Raw genomic sequence first — 22,241 nt, forward strand, 5'->3', positions numbered from 1 at the left:
ATAAATTTAGCCCATGATGCAATCGTTCCTGAATCTCAGTGAGCGAATTCAATCACTCGAACAACAGGAGAATGTTGTGGCAACAATCAATAGCACCGTGATTAGCGGTTCGAATGCCATCCCCGCACTGGAGCCGTTACTGGCGGGGAAACGCCAGCTGTTACTGGTGACGGATAGCAATATTGTCGGGCTGGACGCGGTAACACAGATCCGTAACTTACTGGCCAACGATGGACGTCATGTGGCTCTGATTGACAATGTGCCTGCAGAACCCGGGCATCACGATGTCAGCGCGCTATTAAAAAACGTACAAGATCTCAACGTAGAAATGGTTATCGGTATCGGCGGAGGCAGCGTACTGGATGTGGCGAAACTGTTCTCCGTCTTATGCCATCCTGAATCTCCGACACTTGACGCCATGCTGGCGGGAGAAAAACCGCTGCAACGCGTTGCTTCTGTGCTGATCCCCGCCACGGCAGGTACGGGGTCTGAAGCAACCCCGAATGCCATTCTGGCTATCCCGGAGCAAAACACTAAGGTCGGTATCATCTCTCCCGTGCTGTTACCGGATTTCGTAGCCCTGTTGCCAGAGCTCACGACCAGCATGCCGGCGCATATTGCCTCGTCCACTGGAATTGACGCGTTATGTCATCTGATTGAATGCTTTACCGCTACTGTCGCCAATCCCGTAAGCGATAACGCGGCGCTCATTGGCCTGCGTAAGCTACTCAACCATATAGAAACCTCCGTCAATGAGCCGGAAAACCTGCTGGCCAAACTGGAGATGCTGTGGGCATCGTATTACGGCGGTGTGGCGATTAACCATGCCGGTACTCACCTGGTTCACGCGCTCTCTTACCCGCTTGGCGGTCGATACCATCTCCCACATGGCGTCGCTAACGCCATTCTGCTAGCACCCTGCATGAAAGTGATTCGCCCTTTTGTGGTCGACAAGTTTGCCCTGGTATGGGATTTGCTGCCTGACGCTGACCCCACTCTCAGTGCCGAAGAAAAATCCTGCGCCCTGGTGGAGTACTTCTCCACACTGGTGAAACGCCTGAACCTGCCCGATAACCTGGCAACGCTTGGTGTACCGTCTACTGATATTCCCGCACTGGCCGATGCCGCACTGAACGTAAAGCGCCTGATGAATAATGCTCCCTGCAAGGTGAGCCATAACGATATTCAGGCCATTTATCAAACTCTGTTTCCAGAACTGATGACAAAGGAGTGAATAATGAGTAGCAAAATCCGAGGAGTACTGACGGCAATCGTTACCCCGTTCGACCACGACGGCGGGCTTAACCTTAAAGAACTGAGAAACCAGGTAAACCGCCAGTTAAACGCCGGAAACGGTATTTTCTGCGGCGGGACCAACGGCGAATTCTTTGTACTTAACGAAGATGAAAAAATCGCCGTCACGCGGACCTGTGTAGAGGAAGTGGCGGGTCGGGCACATGTAGTAGCACACATTGGCGAAATATCTACCCGTGAAACCATCCGCCTGGGCAAACAGATAGAAAAGCTGGGTGTCGATGCGGTGTCGGTCATTACCCCGTACTTTGTTCCTCTAAAACAGGCTGAACTTATTGCCCATTACACCGCGATTGCCGATGCGCTCTCCGTCCCGGTATTTCTCTATAACATTCCGGCGCGGACGGGAAACACCATTGAGCCTCAAACAGCCAGAGTGCTGGCGGCACACCCGAACATTATCGGGATCAAAGACAGTGCCGGCAGTTATGAAAGTCTTAGCGGCTTCCTGGACGCAGTTAAAGATATCGAGGGATTTGATGTGCTGAATGGTCCAGATTCACTCATTCACCAGGGGTTTGTTGATGGCTGTTCCGCCTGTATTTCGGGGCTGGCTAACGTCGCACCACAAGAAATTAACGCGATCTGGTCTCGCTTTAACGCGGGCGACGTTGCTGGGTCGCATCAGGCTCAGGAGAGCGTCACGGGTCTGCGCACCGATCTCTATAAAGTAGCCTTCTCTCCGGCTGCGGTAAAAAAAGCATTACAAATCATGGGCCATGATGTTGGCGCAAGTCGTTACGCTGTCACGTTTGATACACATCAGGAACGCCAGATTCAGCAAATTATCAATAACTATTTGCGATAGACACTTTTACAGCGGCGGCAACGCCGCTTAACTAACAGGATTGTGTTATGAACGTCATCTGTACATCACCTTCATTTGCCAAATACGATCAGCAGCCGATCAAACGGCTTAACGACGCAGGACTTGAATTAATCATGCTACCTGCAGATGCCGGTTTTGAAGCGCTTGCACCTCATCTGGAACAGACCGTGGCAATGATCGTCGCTTTTACCGATGTTAATGCCGAACTAATCGCGGCGGCACCGAATCTGAAAATCGTCTGCAAACACGGCGTGGGTGTCGATAATATCGACCTCAATATTACGCATGAAAAAGGTATTTTTGTTACCAATGTGCCGGATGCCAATAAGCATGCCGTCGCAGACTTTGCGTTTTCCCTGATCCTTAACTGTGCACGTCAGCTCCCCTATGCGATTGAACAAACCCGCGCGGGAAACTGGCCACGAATCTTCGCCTCCGATGTATATGGAAAAACGATTGGCATTATTGGGTTAGGTAACATCGGTAAGCAGGTTGCACTGCGAGCCCGCGGCTTTAATATGCGCGTACTGGCTCACGACGCATGGCAGGATGCACAGTTCGCCGCAGATAATCACATTGAATACGTTTCGCTCGATGAACTAACAGAACAAAGTGATTTCATCACGTTACACACACCGCTGACGCCAGAAACCAAAGATCTCTTTGATTTAGCACAGATGAAAAAAATGAAAAGCAGTAGTTATCTCATTAACGTTTCACGCGGTGGTGTTGTTAATGAAGAGGATCTCTTTCTGGCTCTGACGCAGGGTGTCATTAAGGGTGCTGCTGCCGATGTCTTTCTACAAGAACCGTGCAATTCACACCCCTTATTTGCGCTCGATAATTTCATACCTACTGCACATATCGCAGGATATACCGAGGGCGCGATCAGCAATATCGGCGAGCAATGCGTTTATAACATCATTGAGCATGTCATTCATCAGCGTAAGCCTAAAAATATCATGAACGGATTATAACATTGTGGAGATAACCCTACCCTTTCCACAATAATAAAAATGAACATCTACCATGGGCCAGATATATGAATAATTTTGCAGAAAAATCCCGAATTCGTTGGTGGATTGCGGGATTAATGTGGCTTGCTATTGCAATTAACTATATTGACCGGACGGTATTATCGGCTGCTGCACCTCACCTCATTGATGAGCTAAAACTCGATCCTGAAATGATGGGGTTTATTATGGCGGCGTTCTTTTGGTCATATTCTTTACTGCAAATACCAGCAGGTTGGTTTGCAGACCGTTTTGGTCAGAAAAAAGGTCTGGGTTTTGCCGTCGCGTGGTGGTCAATCGCCACCTCAATGATGGGGTTAGCCACTGGATTTAAATCTCTACTCGCATTGAGACTTGCTCTGGGCGTCGGTGAAGCCGCCGCCTATCCAAGCAATGCAGGGATCGCTGCGCGTTGGTTCCCGGATCGGGAAAGAGCCACCGTCTCAGGATTGTTTGACAGTGCCTCTAAATTTGGTGGTGCCGTCGCGATGCCGCTTATTGTCTGGATGATCTACCAGTTTGACTGGCGGATGACATTTCTGATTATTGGTGGTGTAGGCGTTTTTTGGGTCATTGCCTGGTATTTTATTTATACAGAAAACCCGGAAGACCACAAAAGGATCAGTGCAAGCGAAATTAAACATATTCGCGAAGGGCAAAAGCAAAAACACGGTGACAAATCCGTATTACCGATGCGTTGGTATAAACTGTTGCGCTACCGGAATATTTGGGCAATGTGTATCGGTTTCTTTACCATCAACTATACATCCTATTTCTTTATTACCTGGCTGCCCACCTATCTGGTAAAAGACAAAGGAATGGATTTTATCAAAATGGGGATGGTTGCCGCCCTGCCATTATTATGTGGAATGGTGATAGAAGTCTTTGCCGGCTGGGCCTCTGACCGTATGGTACATAAGCGGGTCCTGTCACTGACTGCCACAAGAAAATTATTCCTGACAATCGGTCTGTTAATGGCTTTATGTATTGGTTTTGCCCCTTTCACTGATTCCGTATTTATGACCGTGTTTTTACTGTGTGTGGCGAAATCAGGCACCACGGTTGCCGCCTCGCAGGTCTGGGCACTACCGGGTGACGTTGCGCCTAAAAACAGCGTATCGATTGTTGCAGGGTTACAGAATACTGTCTCCAATATGGGGGGCGCGGTAGGACCCATTATTACCGGTGCCATTGTTGCAGCCACTGGCTCCTTTACCTGGGCGCTGGTGTTCTCTGCCGCACTGGTGGTTCTGGGAATTTTGAACTATCTATTTTTGATGGGCAAAGTTGAGCCAATCATCGACAGCGAACATGAAGCGTTGTGCATGAAAGAAGCGCAGCAGCACTAAATTCGCTCTGGCAACGGCATTCTCCGGTCAGTCAGTCGTACTGACCGGCTTTATCTTTTCTAGTAACACACCCCGTTATCATCCGCAAAGCAGCGTGATCTTAATCACGAAATGATTGTATTTTCACCAGTAAACGTTTTAAGATCGCCACCTCTCCTTTTTGCAGCTAACCCGATTTATACATATGACAACAAACACTGTTTCCCGCAAGATCGCGTGGCTACGGGTAGTTACGCTTGCTATTGCCGGTTTTATTTTCAATACCACTGAGTTTGTCCCGGTCGGTTTGCTGTCCGACATCGCACAAAGTTTTAATATGCAAACCGCGCAGGTTGGGATCATGTTGACGATCTACGCCTGGGTGGTAGCCCTGATGTCGTTGCCATTTATGCTGCTCACCAGCCAGATGGAACGACGTAAGCTTCTGATCTGCCTGTTTGTGGTGTTCATTGCCAGCCATGTTCTCTCTTTCCTCGCATGGAACTTCACTGTACTGGTCATGAGTCGCATTGGGATTGCCTTTGCCCATGCCATCTTCTGGTCAATTACCGCGTCACTGGCTATTCGCATGGCCCCTGCCGGGAAACGCGCACAGGCGTTGAGCCTGATTGCCACCGGTACCGCACTGGCGATGGTATTAGGCCTGCCTATCGGGCGTATTGTTGGGCAATATTTTGGCTGGCGTACCACCTTCTTTGTCATCGGTATGGGGGCGTTAATCACGCTTCTTTGCCTGATTAAGCTGTTGCCTAAACTACCAAGCGAGCATTCAGGCTCATTAAAAAGCCTGCCACTGTTGTTCCGTCGCCCTGCGCTGATGAGTTTGTATTTGTTAACGGTGATAGTGGTGACCGCACACTACACGGCTTACAGCTATATTGAACCGTTTGTCCAGACGGTCGCCGGGCTGAGCGCTAACTTTGCCACCGTGCTGCTTCTGGTCCTCGGTGGAGCGGGTATTATTGGCAGCGTTATTTTTGGCAAGCTGGGTAATCAGTATGCCTCGGTGTTGATAAGCGGGGCGATCGCCCTGTTGACCCTGTGCCTGGTGCTGCTACTGCCTGCTGCCGATAGCGAAATGCACCTTGCGGTCCTGAGTATTTTCTGGGGCATTGCCATTATGGTGATCGGTCTGGGAATGCAGGTGAAAGTACTGGCACTGGCTCCGGATGCCACTGACGTCGCAATGGCGCTGTTCTCCGGTATCTTTAATATTGGTATTGGCGCGGGGGCACTGGTGGGAAATCAGGTAAGTCTGCACTGGTCGATGTCGACAATTGGTTACGTCGGCGCACTCCCTGCCGTTGCCGCGTTGATCTGGTCAGTGATTATCTTCCGCAAATGGCCGGTAACGCAGGAAGAGCAACCACAGCAGCAATAAGAAACGGGCCCGGTAGACATACCGGGCCCGTTGTTTAATGGTAGGTTTGGATGATTTCCAGCACGCCGTTAATAATAAACTGCACACCCATACATACCAGCAGGAAGCCCATCAGACGGGAAATAGCTTCGATCCCCCCTTTCCCCACCAGCCGCATAATTCCGCCAGAACTGCGCAGACATCCCCACAAGATAATCCCGACGACGGCAAAAATAATGGGTGGCGCAACCATGATCACCCAGTCCGGGAATTCGGAGCCGTGACGCACGGTGGAGGCCGAACTGATGATCATTGCAATCGTCCCCGGGCCGGCAGTACTCGGCATTGCCAGCGGAACAAAGGCAATATTGGCCGTCGGTTCGTCTTCCAGCTCTTCGGATTTGCTTCTCGCTTCCGGAGACTCATGCGCTTTCTGCTGAGGGAACAGCATACGAAAGCCGATAAACGCAACGATTAACCCGCCCGCAATACGCAATCCGGGAATCGAAATCCCGAAAGTATTCATCACCAGTTGCCCGGCGTAGTACGCGACCATCATGATGGCAAACACGTAAACAGACGCCATTAATGACTGACGGTTACGCTCTGCGCTGTTCATGTTGCCGGCTAACCCGAGAAACAACGCCACGGTGGTTAACGGGTTGGCTAACGGTAACAGGACTACCAGCCCCAGTCCTATCGCTTTAAACAAGTCCATCATAATGTCATCTTTCCTGTGCGTTAATCGTCAACGGCAAGTATAAGGTGAAATCGCTGAGATAAGCCATTGTAGCGATGTAAGGATTCATTTTTCATCCTGGCGGATAAACCAGAATTATCAAAACGTTAAAAATAGATGCGCCATTCGCCGGGCCTGATGATTTAGCAAAACGTGGCATGCGGAGACTCATTCATTTGACTTATATTTGCCTAAGCAATAATATCAGCCGTGACTAACTACTTGCCAGGGCAACCATTGTGAAAAGCACCAGTGATCTGTTCAATGAAATCATCCCACTGGGTCGTTTGATCTACATGGTTAATCAGAAAAAAGATCGTTTATTAAACGACTATTTGTCACCGCTGGATATCACGGCATCGCAGTTTAAGGTGCTCTGCTCCATCCGTTGCGCGGTGTGCATTACCCCTGTCGAATTGAAAAAAGTGCTGTCTGTCGATCTTGGCGCCCTGACACGGATGCTGGACAGACTGGCCTGTAAAGGCTGGATAGAAAGGCTTCCGAATCCACATGACAAGCGCGGCGTGCTGGTGAAACTCACCGAAGACGGCGCAGCAATTTGCGAGCAGTGTCATCAATTAGTAGGGCAAGACCTGCACCAGGAACTAACAAAAAACTTAACGGCGGAAGAAGTAGCAACACTTGAGCATTTGCTTAAGAGAATCCTGCCGTAAACAGAAAGAGGTATGACGATGTCCAGACGCAATACTGACACAATCACTATTCATAGCATTTTGGACTGGATCGAAAATAACCTTGAATCGCCACTCTCGCTGGAAAAAGTGTCTGAGCGTTCAGGTTACTCCAAATGGCACCTGCAGCGGATGTTCAAAAAAGAAACAGGCCATTCATTAGGTCAATACATCCGTAGCCGTAAAATGACTGAAATAGCGCAAAAATTGAAAGAGAGTAACGAACCGATCCTCTATCTTGCGGAGCGATACGGTTTTGAGTCTCAGCAAACGCTGACCCGGACATTCAAGAACTATTTTGATGTACCGCCGCATAAATATCGGATGACGAATATGCATGGCGAATCCCGGTATTTGCTACCGCTCAATCAATGTAATTGCTAATCGCCAGTTAACGACGTAACCGAGGAAATCATGAAACTTCTGTCTTATGCGATGCTGGCCCTGCTGCTTGTTGTGTCGGGCCAGAGCATGGCGGAACAGACCCCGCAGCCAACAACGCAAAATAATCGCGACGCGATGATTATGCCCCCTGCGCACGATCAGTCACCGTTCGATTTTAATCATATGGGTGCCGGCAGCGATAAATCCGATGAGTTAGGCGTGCCTTATTACAATATGCACAGCCTGTAATTTTTAGCCCCGCCACTGCGGGGCTTTTTTTTAGCCCCGCGCCTGTGCAATCTTGCGCAGTCGAAAACCGAACACGTTGATATACAACCCCGCCATGATCAACAACGCACCAAGCAGTTGCAGTCCGGTTAACGTTTCATCCAGCAGCACTGCGGCACTGGCCAACCCCACCACGGGTACCAGTAACGACAGTGGCGCAACACGCCAGGTTTCATAGCGCCCCAGCAGTGAGCCCCAAATGCCATAGCCCACAATGGTCGCCACAAAGGCCAGATACACCAGGGACAAGATGGTAGTCATATCGATCGCCACAAGACTCTGCACGATTTGCGTTGGGCCATCAAGAAATGCCGATGCCAGAAAAAACGGAACCACAGGAATTAATGCGCTCCACACCACCAGCGACATGACCGCTGGACGCGAAGTATGCTGCATAATTTTCTTATTAAAGATATTGCCGCAGGCCCAGCTTAGTGCCGCCGCCAGCGTCAGCATAAAGCCAAGCATACCGACATGTTGTCCATTGAGACTCGCCTCAATCAATACCAGTACACCAAACACCGCCAGCGCGATACCGACCAGTTGCTTCCCCTGCAAACGCTCGCCAAAGGCGAACGCCCCCAGCACGATAGTGAAAAACGCTTGCGCCTGTAAAACCAGCGATGCCAGACCGGCAGGCATCCCAAACTTGATGGCGCTAAACAGAAAAGCGAACTGACCGAAGCTGATGGTCAGACCATAGCCAAGTAACAGCGAGAGCGGGATCTTCGGGCGGGCAACAAAAAAAATTGCGGGAAACGCCACCAGTAAAAAGCGCAAGCCTGCCAGCATCAACGGCGGCATATTGTGCAAGCCCACTTTGATGACGACAAAGTTAAGCCCCCATACCACGACAACCAGTAACGCCAACAACCCATCTTTACGCGACATACCACCGCCCCTGCAAATATTAAATTTTTGTAAACAAGTTAAGGTAACGGAAATCGTTGTACCGTAACAGATCATTAATTCAGGTAGGCCACACAGGGCATTTTCAGACAACTTATTGAGTGTACATCACACTTTTAGCATGCTATTTGTTTCTGATATCTAAAAAAAACATAACAACATGCACTGTCGGGCAAAAAATGAATATCTCGCTGAGAAGGTCGACCCTTGCATTACTCGCGTCATCATTACTATTAACCATTGGGCGCGGAGCCACGCTGCCATTCATGACGATTTACCTCAGTCGTCAGTATGGTCTGGGTGTCGATCTGATCGGTTATGCAATGACGGTAGCACTGACTATTGGCGTCGTTTTCAGCCTTGGATTCGGTATTCTGGCCGATAAGTTTGAAAAAAAACGCTTTATGCTGCTGGCAATTGCGGGTTTCGCATCCGGCTTTATCGCGATTCCTCTGGTGCATAACGTGGTGGTGGTAGTTCTGCTCTTCGCGCTGATAAACTGTGCCTACTCCGTGTTTGCCACCGTGCTGAAAGCCTGGTTTGCCGACAACCTCTCTGCCACCAATAAAACAAAGATTTTCTCACTTAACTACACCGTGTTGAACATCGGATGGACCGTTGGTCCACCGTTGGGCACGCTGCTGGTCATGCAAAGCATTAACCTACCGTTCTGGTTGGCGGCCATATGTTCAGCCTTCCCACTGGTATTTATCCAGACATGGGTAAAACGTTCTGCAATCCCCTCCGAAGGTTTGAACGCGGCAGTATGGTCACCCTCGGTTCTGCTGCGCGATAAAGCATTATGCTGGTTTACGTTGTCTGCTTTTCTGGCCTCGTTTGTTGGTGGCGCATTTGCATCCTGTATTTCTCAGTACGTGATGGTGGTTGCCGATGGCGATTTTGCTGAGAAAGTGGTGGCAGTTGTTCTGCCCGTCAACGCGGCAATTGTAGTATCGCTGCAATATGCTGTCGGACGCAGACTGACGTCTGCAAACATCCGCCCGCTGATGGCTGCAGGTACACTGTTTTTTGTTATCGGTCTGGTCGGTTTTACCTTCTCAGGCAACAGCCTGCTGTTCTGGGGGATTTCAGCCGCCTTTTTCACCATTGGCGAGGTCATCTATGCACCGGGTGAATACATGCTGATCGACAACATCGCACCGGCGGGCATGAAAGCCAGTTACTTTTCCGCCCAGTCACTGGGCTGGCTTGGCGCGGCGGTAAACCCATTAGTCAGCGGGGTCATCCTGACCACTCTGCCCCCATGGTCGCTGTTTGTCGCACTGATGGTGGCGATTGTCCTTGCCTGGGCGTTAATGATAAAAGGCATGCGCGCCAAACCCTGGAGCCAACCGGCAGTCTGCTGAACATTACGGCGACAGTGCCATAACTGCACTGTCGCCTGATTCAGATGGCAACCAACCCACGCACACCTTCTGCTGCCATGTTTTCACCTGTTCCGCGTTGAATAATACTTCCCCGCGACATTAACAGGTATTTGTCCGCAAGCTGTTCGGCAAAGTCATAAAACTGCTCCACCAGCAATATAGCCATATCACCACGATGGGCCAGTTGGCTGATAACCAGGCCAATCTCCTTAATAACCGAAGGCTGAATTCCCTCTGTTGGTTCATCGAGGATCAACAACTGCGGGCGACTGGCCAGCGCCCGGCCAATAGCTAACTGTTGCTGTTGCCCGCCCGATAAATCACCGCCCCGCCGGTATTTCATCTCCTGCAATACCGGAAACAACGCATAAATTTCATCCGGTACACGTTTTGACTCTTGTGCTGAAAACCGCGAGAGTCCCAACAGCAGATTTTCTTCCACCGTCAGGCGAGGAAAAATATCGCGCCCCTGCGGCACATACGCCACCCCCGCCTGCACCCGCTGATGTGGCTTACGGTGAGTCATGTTTTTACCCTGCCAGATAACGCTGCCGTTGCGGGTTGGAATCAGCCCCATCAGGCACTTCAGCAGTGTCGTTTTGCCAACCCCATTACGCCCCAGCAGACATGTTACTTCCCCGATACGCGCCTCAAAACTCACGCCGCGCAGGATATGGCTGCCGCCATAGTATTGATTTAATTCATTTACCTGTAGCATCAGCACTCCTTAGCGACCGAGATAAACGTCAATCACCTGCTCGTTGGCCTGAACATCGCGCAGGCTCCCCTCGGCCAATACCCGCCCCTGGTGCAATACCGTGACGTGATCAGCAATGCTCTCAACAAACCCCATATCGTGCTCAACCACCATCAGAGAATGTTTTCCGGCAAGCTGGCGAAACAGTTCCGCGGTGTATTCCGTCTCAGCATCCGTCATCCCGGCAGCCGGTTCATCCAGTAGCAGCAAATGCGGCTCCTGCACCAGCAACATACCAATCTCCAGAAATTGTTTCTGTCCATGCGAAAGGAGGCCAGCACGACGGGCGCGTTCGTTACTCAGTCGCAACAGCGTCAATATGTCATCGATGCGATCCCGCTGTTCTCCCGACAAACTCGCCCGTAAGGCACTCCAAACGGATTTATCATTTTTCATCGCCAACTCGAGGTTCTCTTCCACCGTCAACGCTTCAAATACGGTCGGTTTCTGAAATTTGCGACCAATGCCCTGGCGAGCAATGGCGATGGCGTCGAGTGCTGTTAAATCAATGGATTGATCGTAAATCGCCTGCCCACTTTGCGGTTTCGTTTTACCGGTGATGACATCCATCAAGGTGGTTTTTCCCGCGCCATTGGGTCCAATAACGCAGCGTAACTCTCCAACCCCAATATTGAGCGTCAAATCTGTTAGCGCCTGGAAACCATCAAAGTTAACGTTTATTTTTTCCAGTTGGAGCACCGGATCTGTTTGATTGCGAAAACGATCGCCTGGCATCTGGCGGGTAAAAAGTCCTTCATCTGGCTGCATTATTTGTCTCCCTTGCGAAACAGACCAATCACGCCGCGAGGCAAAAACAGCGTAACGCCAATAAAAATCAGGCCGAGAAACAATTGCCAGTATTCCGGCATGATGACGGTAAACCAACTTTTAGCGCAGTTCACCAGCACCGCGCCAAACACCGGGCCAATCAACGTACCGCGTCCACCCAGTGCGACCCAAATCGCGGCTTCAATTGAGTTGGTGGGTGACATTTCGCTGGGGTTAATGATGCCCACCTGCGGAACATACAACGCCCCCGCCAGCCCGCACAGGACTGCTGAGAGCGTCCACACCAGGAGTTTGAAGCCCTTTGGGTCATATCCGCAGAACATCAACCTGTTTTCAGCGTCGCGAACGGCGGTCAAAATGCGGCCAAATTTACTGCGAGCCAGCGCCAACCCGATCCACAGCGCCATAACCAGCAACACAACTGTCGCCAGGAACAACGCGATACGCGTCGTGATCGCCGTCACCGAAAATCCCAGAATAGTGGTAAAACCGGTAAATCCGTTATTACCACCAAACCCGGTTTCGTTACGGAAGAACAGCAGCATGCCGGCAAAGGTGAGCGCCTGCGTCATGATGGAAAAATAGACGCCTTTGATTTTTGAACGGAAGGCAAACCAGCCAAACACCAACGCCAGCAAACCTGGCACCAAAACAACCAGCACCATCGCCCAAAGAAAATGCTGTGTTCCCCACCAGAACCACGGAAGTTCAGTCCACGACAGGAACGACATAAACGCGGGCACCCCAGCACCAGATGCCTGGCGCATCAGGTACATCCCCATCGCATAACCGCCCAGCGCAAAGAAAATACCGTGGCCCAGCGACAGCATTCCGGCATATCCCCACACCAGATCCAGGGCAACGGCCACAATGGCATAACAGAGAATTTTCCCGACCAGTGTCAGTGTCCAGACAGATATCGCCAGCGGATGATCCGCAGGCAGAAGTGCGAGAAATGGCAGAATAATCAGCGCCAGCAGTAAAGTCAGCCCCAGCACACCGGTAATACGCGGCGCTTTGCGCGCCAGCGTTAATGTCATTGGCATCGTCATCAGTCAATGACCCTCCCTTTTAGCGCAAACAGCCCCTGCGGGCGTTTCTGAATAAACAGAATAATCAGCACAAGTATCATAATTTTGCCGAGAACTGCCCCAACCTGCGGTTCGAGAATTTTGTTGAAAATCCCCAACCCAAACGCCGCCGCGACGCTCCCGGCAAGCTGTCCAACGCCACCCAGCACCACCACCAAAAATGAATCAATGATGTAGCTTTGCCCCAGTTCTGGCCCCACGTTGCCCAACTGCGATAGCGCCACGCCCCCCAGCCCGGCAATGCCGGACCCAAGACCAAATGCCAACATATCCACCCGCCCTGTGGGAACACCGCAGCAGTCAGCCATGCTGCGGTTTTGCGTCACCGCACGCACGCGCATACCCAGACGGGTTTTATTCAGCAACAACCAGGTGAAAAACAGCACCAGAATGGCAAATCCCAGTACCACAACCCGGTTCCATGGCAAAATCAGATTGGCATAGACCTGCATACCACCTGACAGCCACGCCGGGTTAGCTACCTCCAGGTTTTGCGCACCAAAGGTCATACGCACCAACTGGATCAGCATCAGGCTAATCCCCCATGTTGCCAGTAGCGTTTCAAGTGGGCGTCCGTACAAATGGCGGATCACTCCGCGCTCCAGCAGCATTCCAATTGCGGCGGTCAGCAAGAAGGCAACCGGCAGCGCAATCAGCGGATAAAAGGCTAACCACTGAGGGAAAAACTGGCTCATCAGTTGTTGCACTATCCAGGTACAGTAAGCGCCAAGCATCAGCATTTCACCGTGCGCCATATTAATGACGCCGAGCAGACCGTAGGTGATAGCCAGCCCCAGCGCCGCCAGCAATAAAATAGACCCCAGCGATAATCCCATAAACGCCTGGCCAAGCAGCTCTCCAACCTTCATTCGATGTCCGATGGTATTCAAGCTTTCGCTGGCGGCAGCGCGTACGCGCGCATCGGGTTCATGCTCCACCTGGGTGAAAGGCTGTAACCGCGCTTGTGTTTCAGGATCATTGGATGCGCCCAGCAATTCGATGGCCTGACGCCTGACTTCGGGCGAAGTACTGTTCAGTTGCAGGTTTGCCAGAGCAGCGGCAAGGGTGGATTTCACGCCAGCATCCGTCTCCTGCAGCAGCCTGTGCTGCAAAAATGGCAACATGTCTGGCAGTGCTTCACGCAGTAATGTCCGGGCGGCAGTCATTCTCAAGGTGACACTGTCACCTAAAAGTTGATGAATAGCCAATGTGCCAGCCACCAGATTACGCAGGCGGTTAGTCAGGCGGATTTTTTTTAATTCGCCGCTGGGCATGCTGGCCGCCCCCAGTGATTGCACATGCGAACCGTTCATCGTGAATGCATTTTTAGCGTCATCGGTCAGCAGGTTTTCGCCACTCAAGGCATTAAGCAAAGGTAAACGCTGCACATCGGGGTTAATCGCCCATTGTTCCAGTAATGTCGCCTGCTGTGTCCGACTGGCCGCAGCGAAAGTATCGGCATCTGTTGCCTGCGCTATCCACGGCAAAAGCCACGTCAGCAACAACACACCACGAATAAAGCGCCTGGCTTTCATGATAGCGTTCTCCTATTAGGCCCTCCCACAGGAGGGCGTAAGATCAGTTGCTGGCGGTTTTAACGGGCTGCTCAGATTTTTTATCATTCCCGGCGATATACGGGCTCCACGGTTGGGCACGGACCGTGGCATCCGTTTGCCATACCACGTTAAACTGACCGTTGTTTTCGATTTCGCCAATCATGACGGGTTTATGCAGGTGGTGGTTCGTTGTATCCATTGTCAACGTAAAGCCAGAAGGTGCAGCGAATGATTGCCCCGCCATGGCTGCGCGAACTTTATCCACATCCGTCGTCCCCGCTTTTTCAACAGCCTGCGCCCACATGTGCAGGCCAACATACGTTGCTTCCATCGGATCGTTCGTGACCACAGAATCAGCATTCGGCAGTTTGTGTGCTTTCGCATAGGCGCGGTAATCAGCGATAAATTGCTTATTGGTGGCATTATCAACGGATTCAAAATAGTTCCAGGCCGCAAGATTGCCTACCAGGGGTTTGGTATCAATACCGCGCAACTCCTCTTCTCCAACAGAGAAAGCAACGACCGGGACATCGGTCGCTTTCAGGCCCTGGTTTGCCAGCTCTTTATAGAACGGAACGTTAGAGTCGCCATTAATGGTAGAGACCACCGCCGTTTTCCCCCCTGCGGAGAATTTTTTGATGCTGGCGACGATGGTCTGGTAATCGCTGTGACCAAATGGGGTATAAACTTCTTCAATGTCTTTATCCGCAACGCCTTTTGAATGCAGCCAGGCACGAAGAATTTTATTGGTTGTTCGCGGATAGACGTAGTCGGTGCCCAGCAGGAAGAAACGTTTTGCACTGCCACCGTCTTCACTCATCAGATACTCAACCGCCGGAATGGCCTGCTGATTGGGCGCTGCGCCGGTATAGAAAACGTTAGGTGACATCTCTTCACCTTCGTACTGTACGGGATAAAACAACAGGCCGTTTAACTCTTCAAATACCGGCAGTACCGATTTGCGCGAAACCGATGTCCAGCAACCAAAAACCACCGCCACTTTGTCCTGGCTTAGCAACTGACGGGCTTTTTCGGCAAACAGCGGCCAGTTTGACGCCGGGTCGACCACTACAGGCTCCAGTTTTTTCCCCAGTACACCGCCTTTGGCGTTGATCTCATCAATGGTCATCAACGCCACATCCTTCAGCGGTGTTTCAGAAATAGCCATTGTCCCGGACAACGAATGCATGATGCCAACTTTAATGGTGTCGGCAGCCTGTACGCAAAAACTCATCCCCATAGCCACAACAGAGGCCGAAAGAGCAAAGGCTTTTAATAATGTACGACGCTGCATAGTTTCACTCCTGAAAGTAGACTTGCTGAAAGCTCCGGTGCTACCGGGCAGACAAAACGGTGCAAATTAAGGGTGTTCAGAAGTGATAAGGCAAAAACAGTGCCAGATATAAAAACAACAGATAATTCAAAGAATTATAAATATCATCAATGAAGCGCGGATAAAAAGAAAGCATCGTCATGACGGTAAGAGTGAAGAATTGAACCACCATGACACAGTGTTGCATTATAAACGTGCAACATATTGTGTCCGGACAACCCGACAGCTGCCACGGATTACAGGATAACATTGTGATTATTTGTTGATGGGGGTACCCGTTTCGTCACTATTATTTATTTTCTTCGACGAGAAAAGGCCATAACTTTACATTTCAGACGAAATAATCACACAGTTCACTCTTTGTTTAAGTTCGAATTGCTACTATAGTCATTAACGAGGTGAAATTAAGGTAAGAGAGGAAACTCATAGATAAAGGAGCATTTACTATGCTGGGTAATATGAATATTTTTATGGCTGTTCTGGGAATTATTTTATTTTCCGGTTTCCTGGCCGCGTATTTTAGCCACAGATGGGATGATTGATGAACGGAGATAGTCCTGCACCGAACCGGCCCCTTGTAGCGTAACTGCACAAGGGGCCATTTTTTTACCTGCTTCCCTTCCCTGAATCATTTCTCTGAATTACAGGTAAAAAAAAACCGCCGGAAAACCAGCGGTAAATGCTTGCATGGATAGATTTGTGTTTTGCTTTATCCGTTATCTGGCAATTCCCTGCGAAGATAACGAATAGTCGGCTAACATATCATCGACAACCACAATGGAAGTTAAACGAAACGTAACTACAGCCGATCTGCGCTGATTAAATTCACGCTCTGACGAGCGGTGCCAGTTGATCATTGGTGCCAACTAACGTGATTTTCTCTTTTTCATCCATAAACATGCAGCGATTCCTGCCGGTCTGTTTCCCCTCATACATGGCTCTGTCAGCACGTCCAAGACCGTTGTCCAGCGTTTCACCCTGTTGAACTCTGGTAATGCCAGCCGTTACCGTTATACCGATTTCGCCTTCTGGGTAAGGGATTTTTTTCTGGCCAATCAGATGACAAAGACGCCCCCCTGCCTGGCACGCCTGCTCGTCCGTTTTGGTTCGGATGATGACAATGAATTCCTCACCACCATAGCGATAGGCAACCTCATCGTATCGAGTCCATGATAATAAATTTGACGCAAGGTTACGCAATACCATGTCACCAACCAGATGCCCGTAGGTATCATTAACATGTTTAAAGCGGTCGATATCCAGCAACAATATGTACAGGTTAAGCGGCTCAGCATCGAGTAACTGCTGATCAAACGACTCATCAAGCATTCTTCTGCCAGGCAAACCTGTTAAGACATCAATATTACTGCGAATAGTCAGTAAATATATTTTGTAGTCCATAACCGCAGACGTAAATGCCAGTAACGCATCCTGGAAACTGTCGAAATGCCATGAATGGCTGCGCTCTTCCACGATTGCCAAGAGCAATTCCTTGCCTAATAAATGCATTTTCTCGTGAGTCGCGTTAATCTTGCTGACATAACTACATTCATCATCATCGTGCTGTGGATGGTCTTTGAGCCACTGCCCAAATTGACAAACGAAGTGAGCGTCATCGCCCGTAATATCAGGCTGAGTAACGTCTGATGACACCACACAGCGAAACATTTTCACTAGCCACTTATAATGAGCATCAATTGATTTGTTAAGTTCGATTAAAATTGCATCTATTTCCTTCGTTCTTCTGATCATCACGGTTTCCTTCCCTGTATGAACATTTAGACATGGGTATTTTAGCGCCAAAAAGGAAAACTTATGTAAATTTTTTAATAGTAATTAATGCTAAGGAAAGTAAATAAAGATTACCTCGCATGATAATAAATCAATTTGAAATCAAAATAACCATGATAATCAATACGATAAGATTGTTGTCATTTTTATTGTTTTATATTTAATGAAACAAAACACCTCTGAGTTAAATCGCAAAAAACGACGATAATATTAACCACATGAAATGTGATATTTGATGACAATTTACTCAATTAACGGCTTCGTGATAAAGAACCTGTCCGCCCATACCTGAAATCAGCTTATCTACTCGAATATAATCCTTATAGAAAAAAGAGGGAGCATCATCCCAGTGGCAGAGCGCGATTTCACGCTTCAGGTATGTGTCATAGTAGATAACACGAGCCTTACATGGCCGGGTTCTACCTCCAGATTGTATGGGGTATTTCATCTTGAATCTGTAATTATCACTCACATGCTGATTAGCTGATGAGATCATTACTAATTCTGGAACGTTCCAAAAAGTAAAACTCAGGCACATCATAACGGTCAGGCAAACGCCAAAAAGCCTCTTAACCCTATCTGCTGCGTACTTATTTCTTAGGTACACACGCCAGGCCATGAACACGCTTATCAGGAAAGAGATTCCAACAATAACTGACTTATAAAGCACCCCGTCAAAAAGGTAAGTATCATGGGTAGTTTTGTCTGCCCATGCACACCAAATAACCCAAGTAGCAGCAAAGCAGGATGAAATCAGCTCTACCTTTGTTGGCAACCTCATTAGCATTCGTCCATTTCACATTTTGGGGAAGAAAAAATCCAGCTAAAAACCGGGCATCTCGCCCGGTTCAATTTTTTGGCTGAGAATGTCTTAAGCGCTCAAACCACGGTGTTTGAGCATTGGCTCCATTTTGGGGTCGCGGCCACTCCACTGGCGATAAAGCTCTGCTAAATCAGTGCTGTTACCACGGGACAAAACCGCTTCGCGGAATTTCTGTCCGTTTTCACGAGTCAACCCGCCCTGCTCTACAAACCACTGATAGCCGTCATCGGCCAGCATTTGCGTCCATAAATAAGCGTAATACCCTGCGGCATAACCACCGCCGAAGATATGGGCAAAATAGCTACTGCGATAACGCGACGGTACAGCCTGCAGATCCAATCCTTCCGCAGCCAGGGCCTGTTGCTCAAATTCATCGACTGACAGTGATGACACACTCTGCTCCAGGCTGTGCCAGCGCATATCCAGCAATGCAGCGCTGAGAAGCTCCGTCATATCATAACCTTTGTTAAACAAGCTGGCCCGTTGCATCTTCTCCAGCAATGGCTGGGGCATTTTTTCACCCGTTTCAACATGGCGAGCATAACGCGCGAAAACCTGCGGATCACTCGCCCAGTGTTCGTTAATCTGCGACGGGAACTCGACGAAATCACGCGGGGTATTCGTGCCTGACAGCGTTGCATACCGTTGGCTGGCAAACAGACCATGTAACGTGTGTCCGAACTCATGGAACAACGTGATGACATCATCCCACAGCAGCAAGGCGGGTTGGCCCTGAGCAGGTTTCTGATAGTTGCAGACGTTGTAAATGACCGGTCTGGTTTCATTTTGCAGCGATTGCTCAACAAAATTCCCCATCCAGGCACCACCACTTTTTGAGTCACGGGCAAAGAAATCACCATAAAATAGCGCCAGTCCTACGCCATCATGATCGAAAATCTCCCAAACCCGTACATCCGGATGATAAACAGGGATATCAAAGCGCTCGATGAATTTAATGCCAAACAGTTGGTTTGCTGTCCAGAAAACACCTTCATTCAGCACCGTATCCAGGGCAAAGTAAGGTTTAAGCAGAGCTTCATCAAGAGCATATTTTTCACGACGCACCTGCTCGGCATAAAATGCCCAGTCCCAGGCCTCAACCTCGAATTCGCCCTGTTGCTGATTAATCGTTTTCTGAATTTCAGCCTGCTCATTGAGCGCGCGTTGACGTGCTGCGGGCACGATCGCCCGCATAAAAGAAAGTGCCGCTTCTGGCGTTTTCGCCATCTGATCGGCAATTTTCCAGGCGGCAAAATTCGCAAAACCCAGCAATGTTGCCTGCTCTCGGCGGATCTCCACCAGCCGTTTAATAATGGCGCGTGTATCGTTGGCATCCTCTTTTTCCGCCCGCGTCCAGGCCTGGGTAAACAGGTTTTTTCGTGTCTGTCGATCGCGTAACGCAGCAAGTGCCGGTTGTTGTGTGGTGTTCAATAGTGGGATAACCCAGCGAACCTCAAGTCCTTTGTTTCTGGCGGCTTCTGCCGCAACGGCAATTTCCTCTGCACTGAGTCCGTCAAGTTGATGGACATCATCCACGACCAGTGCACCTGCTTTGTTCGCCGCCAGCAAACGCTGATTGAACTGACTGGTTAACGTTGCTGACTCCGTATTTAGCGCTTTCAGACGCGATTTGTCGGCGTCATTAAGACGTGCCCCTGCCAACACAAAGCGTTGGTGAACCACCTCCAACAGACGCAATGACTCACCTTCCAGATCCAGCGAAGAGCGTTGCTGCCAGACGGCATCTATACGCGCAAAAAGTGCGTCATTGAGGTAGATATCATTGGCCAGCGCGGCCAGTTCAGCGGAGAACGCCTCGTCAAGACGCTGAAGCTCATCGTTGGTATGCGCTGCCGTCATCGCAAAGAAAACGCTGGTGACGCGCGCCAACAACGCCCCACTTTGCTCAAGCGCCAGCAATGTATTTGTGAAATCAGGAGCCTGTTGGTTTTGCACAATCGCCGCTATTTCAGCGCGTTTTTGTTTCACACCTTCATCAAACGCGGGCCGATAATGGCAATCTTCAATCCGATCGAATTGCGGTGCCTGGTAAGGTAATGTGCTGTGGTGCAAAAAAGGATTTGTTAACGACATCTTTTCCTCCTGAAAACGATTTGTTTACTAGAGTAGGCCTCCCAGGATTCGACCGCAATCTCGTTAAGCAGGAATAGCTCTGAACAGAAATGACGTGCTATGGTAGTACTACATAAAAAGCGTTGAGGAACAGTGAGATGATCGTTTTAGTAACCGGAGCAACAGCAGGTTTTGGTGAGTGCATTACGCGTCGTTTTATTGAGAATGGGCATAAAGTTATTGCCACCGGACGCCGCCAGGAACGTCTGCAGGAACTGAAAGATGAACTGGGTAATAATCTGTATACCGCCCAGCTTGACGTACGCAATCGCGCATCCATTGAAGAGATGCTGGACGCCCTGCCCGCCGAATGGCGCAATATCGATATCCTGGTCAACAATGCCGGTCTGGCGCTGGGTCTTGAGCCAGCCCACAAAGCGAATGTTGATGACTGGGAAACCATGATCGATACCAACAACAAAGGCCTGATTTATATGACGCGTGCCGTTCTGCCGGGCATGGTCGAGCGTAACCGCGGCCATATTATTAATATCGGCTCTACCGCCGGTAGTTGGCCGTACGCTGGCGGGAACGTGTATGGTGCAACCAAAGCGTTTGTTCGTCAGTTTAGTCTGAACCTGCGTACAGACTTACATGGCACAGCGATCCGCGTGACCGACATTGAACCCGGACTGGTTGGCGGTACCGAGTTCTCTAATGTGCGCTTCAAAGGCGACGATGATAAAGCAGGCAAAACCTACGAAAATACCACTGCACTGACTCCGCAAGATGTCACTGAAGCCGTATGGTGGGTTGCTTCGTTACCGGCTCATGTCAACATCAATACCCTTGAGATGATGCCTGTCACCCAGTCTTTTGCCGGGCTCAGCGTGCATCGAAGCTAAATGAGATACCCGGCCTTGTGCCGGGTATAGAAAGCGCTCTATAAGTGATAAAATATCCGGGTTAACTCTCTAATAAGTAAGAATGAATGACCGTAGAAACGCAGCTCAACCCTACACAGCCGGTAAATCAACAGATTTACCGTATTCTTCGCAGCGATATCGTGCATTGTCTGATTGCACCCGGTACGCCATTGTCGGAGAAAGAGGTTTCCGTACGCTTTAACGTGTCTCGCCAACCGGTACGAGAAGCATTCATCAAACTGGCAGAAAACGGTTTGATTCAGATCCGTCCACAACGTGGCAGTTACGTGAATAAGATCTCGCTGTCGCAGGTGCAAAATGGCTGTTTTGTACGTCAGGCCATTGAGTGTGCCGTGGCCCGCCGCGCCGCCTCGATGATCACCGACAACCAGTGCTATCAACTTGAACAAAACCTGCATCAGCAACGCATTGCCATTGACCGTAAGCAGCTCAACGATTTTTTCCAGCTTGATGATGAATTTCATCAGAAACTGGCATTAATCGCTGATTGCCAACTTGCCTGGGACACCGTCGAGAATATTAAAGCCACGATTGACCGTGTGCGCTATATGAGTCTGGATCACGTCTCCCCGCCTGAAATGCTACTTCGTCAGCACCATGATATCTTTGCAGCGCTGGTAAAACATGATGGCGATGCCGTCGAGCATGCAATGAAGCTGCATCTACAGGAAATTAGCGAATCTGTTCAGCTTATTCGTCAGGAAAATAGCGACTGGTTTAGCGAAGACTAATACGTAGCTCACCTCTCACTGAGGTGAGTTTCCCCGAACGATTCCCTCTCCTGCATATCCCCATAAAAAAAGCTGTGATTTTGAT

At 49.8% G+C, this 22,241-nt stretch carries 22 protein-coding genes; 12 read left to right on the forward strand and 10 right to left on the reverse strand.

Annotation, left to right across the window (positions count from 1 at the left end):
• The first annotated feature begins 76 nt into the window (after positions 1-76).
• From NNO03_RS03890 to NNO03_RS03910, 5 genes are all read left to right on the forward strand, one after another.
• Positions 77-1,234, forward strand: a complete 1,158-nt coding sequence (locus NNO03_RS03890; protein ID WP_271448871.1) for an iron-containing alcohol dehydrogenase — start codon at positions 77-79, stop codon at positions 1,232-1,234.
• 3 nt (positions 1,235-1,237) lie between these two features.
• Positions 1,238-2,122 carry a dihydrodipicolinate synthase family protein gene (locus tag NNO03_RS03895; RefSeq protein WP_271448872.1) on the forward strand — a complete coding sequence of 295 codons (885 nt, stop codon included), beginning with the start codon at positions 1,238-1,240 and terminating at the stop codon, positions 2,120-2,122.
• Between the two features lie 47 nt (positions 2,123-2,169).
• Complete coding sequence (locus tag NNO03_RS03900) at positions 2,170-3,120, forward strand: phosphoglycerate dehydrogenase (protein ID WP_271448873.1); 951 nt, start codon at positions 2,170-2,172, stop codon at positions 3,118-3,120.
• 65 nt (positions 3,121-3,185) lie between these two features.
• Positions 3,186-4,505, forward strand: a complete 1,320-nt coding sequence (locus NNO03_RS03905) for an MFS transporter (RefSeq protein WP_271448874.1) — start codon at positions 3,186-3,188, stop codon at positions 4,503-4,505.
• A gap of 184 nt (positions 4,506-4,689) precedes the next feature.
• Positions 4,690-5,886 (forward strand): sugar transporter, encoded by a 1,197-nt coding sequence (locus NNO03_RS03910; RefSeq protein WP_271442132.1) that lies wholly within the window; start codon positions 4,690-4,692, stop codon positions 5,884-5,886.
• 34 nt (positions 5,887-5,920) lie between these two features.
• On the opposite strand, the gene NNO03_RS03915 is transcribed toward NNO03_RS03910, so the two are convergent.
• On the reverse strand, positions 5,921-6,586 hold the full coding sequence (locus NNO03_RS03915; RefSeq protein ID WP_137383095.1) for a MarC family NAAT transporter: 666 nt from the start codon (positions 6,584-6,586) through the stop codon (positions 5,921-5,923).
• Between the two features lie 257 nt (positions 6,587-6,843).
• Here NNO03_RS03915 and marR point away from each other — a divergent pair, with 257 nt between their 5' ends.
• The 3 genes from marR to marB are packed head-to-tail and all read left to right on the forward strand — an operon-like array spanning position 6,844 to position 7,929.
• A complete protein-coding gene (gene marR / locus NNO03_RS03920) occupies positions 6,844-7,278 on the forward strand; it encodes a multiple antibiotic resistance transcriptional regulator MarR (RefSeq protein ID WP_137383096.1) in 435 nt (144 codons plus the stop codon).
• 18 nt (positions 7,279-7,296) lie between these two features.
• The gene (marA, locus tag NNO03_RS03925; RefSeq protein ID WP_003032424.1) at positions 7,297-7,680 is read left to right on the forward strand and encodes an MDR efflux pump AcrAB transcriptional activator MarA; all 384 of its coding nucleotides are present in this window, start codon (positions 7,297-7,299) and stop codon (positions 7,678-7,680) included.
• Between the two features lie 30 nt (positions 7,681-7,710).
• Positions 7,711-7,929: a multiple antibiotic resistance protein MarB gene (marB, locus tag NNO03_RS03930; protein WP_005122747.1), complete on the forward strand. Its 219-nt coding sequence runs from the start codon at positions 7,711-7,713 to the stop codon at positions 7,927-7,929.
• A 30-nt stretch (positions 7,930-7,959) separates the two neighbouring features.
• Here the strand turns inward: marB and eamA are convergent, their stop codons facing one another.
• A complete protein-coding gene (eamA, locus tag NNO03_RS03935) occupies positions 7,960-8,859 on the reverse strand; it encodes an O-acetylserine/cysteine exporter (RefSeq protein ID WP_271448875.1) in 900 nt (299 codons plus the stop codon).
• A 197-nt stretch (positions 8,860-9,056) separates the two neighbouring features.
• Between eamA and ydeE the strand changes: the two genes are divergently transcribed.
• A complete protein-coding gene (gene ydeE, locus NNO03_RS03940) occupies positions 9,057-10,244 on the forward strand; it encodes an efflux MFS transporter YdeE (protein ID WP_271442135.1) in 1,188 nt (395 codons plus the stop codon).
• Between the two features lie 40 nt (positions 10,245-10,284).
• Here ydeE and urtE read toward each other — a convergent pair whose 3' ends face one another.
• Genes urtE through urtA form a run of 5 tightly spaced genes read right to left on the reverse strand, consistent with a single transcriptional unit; the run spans position 10,285 to position 15,752 of the window.
• Positions 10,285-10,983, reverse strand: a complete 699-nt coding sequence (urtE, locus tag NNO03_RS03945; RefSeq protein ID WP_271448876.1) for an urea ABC transporter ATP-binding subunit UrtE — start codon at positions 10,981-10,983, stop codon at positions 10,285-10,287.
• 9 nt (positions 10,984-10,992) lie between these two features.
• Positions 10,993-11,790, reverse strand: coding sequence for an urea ABC transporter ATP-binding protein UrtD (urtD, locus tag NNO03_RS03950; RefSeq protein WP_271448877.1), 798 nt, complete (start codon positions 11,788-11,790; stop codon positions 10,993-10,995).
• The gene (gene urtC, locus NNO03_RS03955) at positions 11,790-12,863 is read right to left on the reverse strand and encodes an urea ABC transporter permease subunit UrtC (RefSeq protein ID WP_271448878.1); all 1,074 of its coding nucleotides are present in this window, start codon (positions 12,861-12,863) and stop codon (positions 11,790-11,792) included. Before urtC ends, urtD begins: the two co-directional genes overlap by 1 nt.
• Entirely contained in the window at positions 12,863-14,437 is a 1,575-nt protein-coding gene (gene urtB / locus NNO03_RS03960) for an urea ABC transporter permease subunit UrtB (RefSeq protein ID WP_271448879.1), read from the reverse strand. The genes urtC and urtB overlap by 1 nt, the downstream gene beginning before the upstream one ends.
• A 43-nt stretch (positions 14,438-14,480) precedes the next feature.
• On the reverse strand, positions 14,481-15,752 hold the full coding sequence (gene urtA / locus NNO03_RS03965; protein ID WP_271442140.1) for an urea ABC transporter substrate-binding protein: 1,272 nt from the start codon (positions 15,750-15,752) through the stop codon (positions 14,481-14,483).
• 485 nt (positions 15,753-16,237) lie between these two features.
• On the opposite strand from urtA, the gene mgtS reads away from it, so the two are divergent.
• Positions 16,238-16,333 (forward strand): protein MgtS, encoded by a 96-nt coding sequence (gene mgtS / locus NNO03_RS03970; protein WP_003032406.1) that lies wholly within the window; start codon positions 16,238-16,240, stop codon positions 16,331-16,333.
• A gap of 283 nt (positions 16,334-16,616) precedes the next feature.
• On the opposite strand, the gene NNO03_RS03975 is transcribed toward mgtS, so the two are convergent.
• The 3 genes from NNO03_RS03975 to dcp all read right to left on the reverse strand — a co-directional run bounded on the left by NNO03_RS03975 (position 16,617) and on the right by dcp (position 20,499).
• Complete coding sequence (locus NNO03_RS03975) at positions 16,617-17,543, reverse strand: diguanylate cyclase (RefSeq protein ID WP_271448880.1); 927 nt, start codon at positions 17,541-17,543, stop codon at positions 16,617-16,619.
• A 286-nt stretch (positions 17,544-17,829) separates the two neighbouring features.
• Positions 17,830-18,363 (reverse strand): hypothetical protein, encoded by a 534-nt coding sequence (locus NNO03_RS03980; protein WP_271448881.1) that lies wholly within the window; start codon positions 18,361-18,363, stop codon positions 17,830-17,832.
• 90 nt (positions 18,364-18,453) lie between these two features.
• Entirely contained in the window at positions 18,454-20,499 is a 2,046-nt protein-coding gene (dcp, locus tag NNO03_RS03985; protein WP_271448882.1) for a peptidyl-dipeptidase Dcp, read from the reverse strand.
• A gap of 137 nt (positions 20,500-20,636) precedes the next feature.
• Here dcp and ydfG point away from each other — a divergent pair, with 137 nt between their 5' ends.
• Both ydfG and NNO03_RS03995 read left to right on the forward strand, forming a co-directional pair.
• Positions 20,637-21,383, forward strand: a complete 747-nt coding sequence (gene ydfG / locus NNO03_RS03990; protein ID WP_137383108.1) for a bifunctional NADP-dependent 3-hydroxy acid dehydrogenase/3-hydroxypropionate dehydrogenase YdfG — start codon at positions 20,637-20,639, stop codon at positions 21,381-21,383.
• 86 nt (positions 21,384-21,469) lie between these two features.
• Positions 21,470-22,156 carry a GntR family transcriptional regulator gene (locus NNO03_RS03995; RefSeq protein ID WP_202038684.1) on the forward strand — a complete coding sequence of 229 codons (687 nt, stop codon included), beginning with the start codon at positions 21,470-21,472 and terminating at the stop codon, positions 22,154-22,156.
• Positions 22,157-22,241: the final 85 nt, after the last annotated feature.

It is taken from the genome of Citrobacter sp. Igbk 16, from assembly GCF_028069755.1.
GTDB lineage: Bacteria > Pseudomonadota > Gammaproteobacteria > Enterobacterales > Enterobacteriaceae > Citrobacter.

Excerpts from the sequence above, each read along its gene's own strand:
- NNO03_RS03895 (WP_271448872.1), top strand. The coding sequence starts at position 1,238 with ATGAGTAGCAAAATCCGAGGAGTACTGACGGCAATCGTTACCCCGTTC.
- NNO03_RS03900 (WP_271448873.1), top strand. The coding sequence starts at position 2,170 with ATGAACGTCATCTGTACATCACCTTCATTTGCCAAATACGATCAGCAG.
- NNO03_RS03905 (WP_271448874.1), top strand. The coding sequence starts at position 3,186 with ATGAATAATTTTGCAGAAAAATCCCGAATTCGTTGGTGGATTGCGGGA.
- NNO03_RS03910 (WP_271442132.1), top strand. The coding sequence starts at position 4,690 with ATGACAACAAACACTGTTTCCCGCAAGATCGCGTGGCTACGGGTAGTT.
- NNO03_RS03915 (WP_137383095.1), bottom strand. The coding sequence starts at position 6,586 with ATGATGGACTTGTTTAAAGCGATAGGACTGGGGCTGGTAGTCCTGTTA.
- marA (WP_003032424.1), top strand. The coding sequence starts at position 7,297 with ATGTCCAGACGCAATACTGACACAATCACTATTCATAGCATTTTGGAC.
- marB (WP_005122747.1), top strand. The coding sequence starts at position 7,711 with ATGAAACTTCTGTCTTATGCGATGCTGGCCCTGCTGCTTGTTGTGTCG.
- eamA (WP_271448875.1), bottom strand. The coding sequence starts at position 8,859 with ATGTCGCGTAAAGATGGGTTGTTGGCGTTACTGGTTGTCGTGGTATGG.
- ydeE (WP_271442135.1), top strand. The coding sequence starts at position 9,057 with ATGAATATCTCGCTGAGAAGGTCGACCCTTGCATTACTCGCGTCATCA.
- urtE (WP_271448876.1), bottom strand. The coding sequence starts at position 10,983 with ATGCTACAGGTAAATGAATTAAATCAATACTATGGCGGCAGCCATATC.
- urtD (WP_271448877.1), bottom strand. The coding sequence starts at position 11,790 with ATGCAGCCAGATGAAGGACTTTTTACCCGCCAGATGCCAGGCGATCGT.
- urtC (WP_271448878.1), bottom strand. The coding sequence starts at position 12,863 with ATGACGATGCCAATGACATTAACGCTGGCGCGCAAAGCGCCGCGTATT.
- urtB (WP_271448879.1), bottom strand. The coding sequence starts at position 14,437 with ATGAAAGCCAGGCGCTTTATTCGTGGTGTGTTGTTGCTGACGTGGCTT.
- urtA (WP_271442140.1), bottom strand. The coding sequence starts at position 15,752 with ATGCAGCGTCGTACATTATTAAAAGCCTTTGCTCTTTCGGCCTCTGTT.
- mgtS (WP_003032406.1), top strand. The coding sequence starts at position 16,238 with ATGCTGGGTAATATGAATATTTTTATGGCTGTTCTGGGAATTATTTTA.
- NNO03_RS03975 (WP_271448880.1), bottom strand. The coding sequence starts at position 17,543 with ATGATCAGAAGAACGAAGGAAATAGATGCAATTTTAATCGAACTTAAC.
- NNO03_RS03980 (WP_271448881.1), bottom strand. The coding sequence starts at position 18,363 with ATGAGGTTGCCAACAAAGGTAGAGCTGATTTCATCCTGCTTTGCTGCT.
- dcp (WP_271448882.1), bottom strand. The coding sequence starts at position 20,499 with ATGTCGTTAACAAATCCTTTTTTGCACCACAGCACATTACCTTACCAG.
- ydfG (WP_137383108.1), top strand. The coding sequence starts at position 20,637 with ATGATCGTTTTAGTAACCGGAGCAACAGCAGGTTTTGGTGAGTGCATT.
- NNO03_RS03995 (WP_202038684.1), top strand. The coding sequence starts at position 21,470 with ATGACCGTAGAAACGCAGCTCAACCCTACACAGCCGGTAAATCAACAG.